This window comes from Paenibacillus sp. yr247 (assembly GCF_900103825.1).
Taxonomy (GTDB): Bacteria; Bacillota; Bacilli; order Paenibacillales; family NBRC-103111; genus Paenibacillus_E.
The window spans coordinates 1-1,230 of the sequence record NZ_FNIF01000079.1 but is presented as its reverse complement, the minus strand read 5'-3'; the positions used below and the strand labels follow the sequence as shown (position 1 = coordinate 1,230).

1 protein-coding gene is annotated in these 1,230 nt (G+C 45.4%); it reads right to left on the bottom strand.

What is annotated here, in order from left to right:
• Positions 1–1,125: IPT/TIG domain-containing protein (locus BLT91_RS30485; protein ID WP_254777222.1), on the bottom strand; the 1,125-nt coding region annotated here is incomplete at its 3' end.
• Between the last annotated feature and the right edge of the window lie 105 nt (positions 1,126–1,230).

Genomic DNA, 1,230 nt, shown 5'->3' with positions numbered 1-1,230 from the left:
AAAGTTCGTGCCGTTAACGTAGATAACATCTCCACCTGCTTTGTTACCATGGTTTGGTGACAAGCTTGTAATTGTCGGTGTAATGATCGTGTACTGGTAACCTTGCGGTAGCGTACCGGTACCGCCATCCGGATTCGTTACGGTTACGTCAACTTTTCCTGCAGCAGCAGCAGCTGGTACAGTAACTTTAATTGTCGTAGCATTTACATAAGTACTGCTAGCAATGTTTGAGCCAAATGTTACAGTTGCACCGGACATAAAGTTCGTACCGTAGATATACACGATATCTCCGCCCGAAACTTTTCCTTGATTAGGAGAAACAGTTGTTACAGTTACTGGTTTAACAGCCGGGAGCGTATACTCGTAGCCTTGAGTAAGAACAGCTTCATTCGTAACGTTAGTCACTTTCACATCCACTTTTCCAGGTGCATCTCCAGCCGGAACTATTACCATCAAGCTTGTTCTGCTCATATAGGTTACAGAAGCAGGTTTTCCGCCAATCGTTACTTGTGAGATGCCATTTACAAAATTCGTGCCGTTTACATAGATGGTTTCACCACCTGCTACAAGTCCTTTATTTGGCACAATCGACGTAATGGTTGGTATCGGATACTGAACAGCGGTGTAGGTATAGGCACCTGTCAGCGTGACTAAGTTATTGTTCAAATCCGCTACTGCAACATCTACTATACCAACACTAGCACCTGCTGGAACAGTGATTAGAAATTGCGTTGCTGATACATATGTAGTAGACGCTTGTTTTCCACCTACAAATATTGTCATACCAGTTTTAAAATTTTTCCCGTTGACATAGACCTGGTTACCGCCTGTGATTGCACCTGTGTTCGGTGTAACTGACGTAATTTCCGGATACAATGTCTGAGGCTCAATAAATGTATATCCTCCTGTCAATGTAACTTGTTGTCCATCTGGGTTTATGACGGTTACATCGACGCTGCCGATCGCATTACCTGCAGGCACCTGAACTGACATTTCAGTGGAAGATATGTAGCTCACAATCGGAGCATTCTTACCACCGATCAATACTTGCGACGTAGATACAAATCCCGTGCCGAATACATATACAATATCTCCACCCGTTACATATCCCGAGTTAGGGGCCACTGAAGTTATCGTTAGTGCCGGTATCGGTGTTGGTGCCGGTGTCGGAGCTGGCGTAGGTGCCGGCGTTGGTGCTGGTGTCGGATCTGGTGTTGGTGCCGGTGTTGG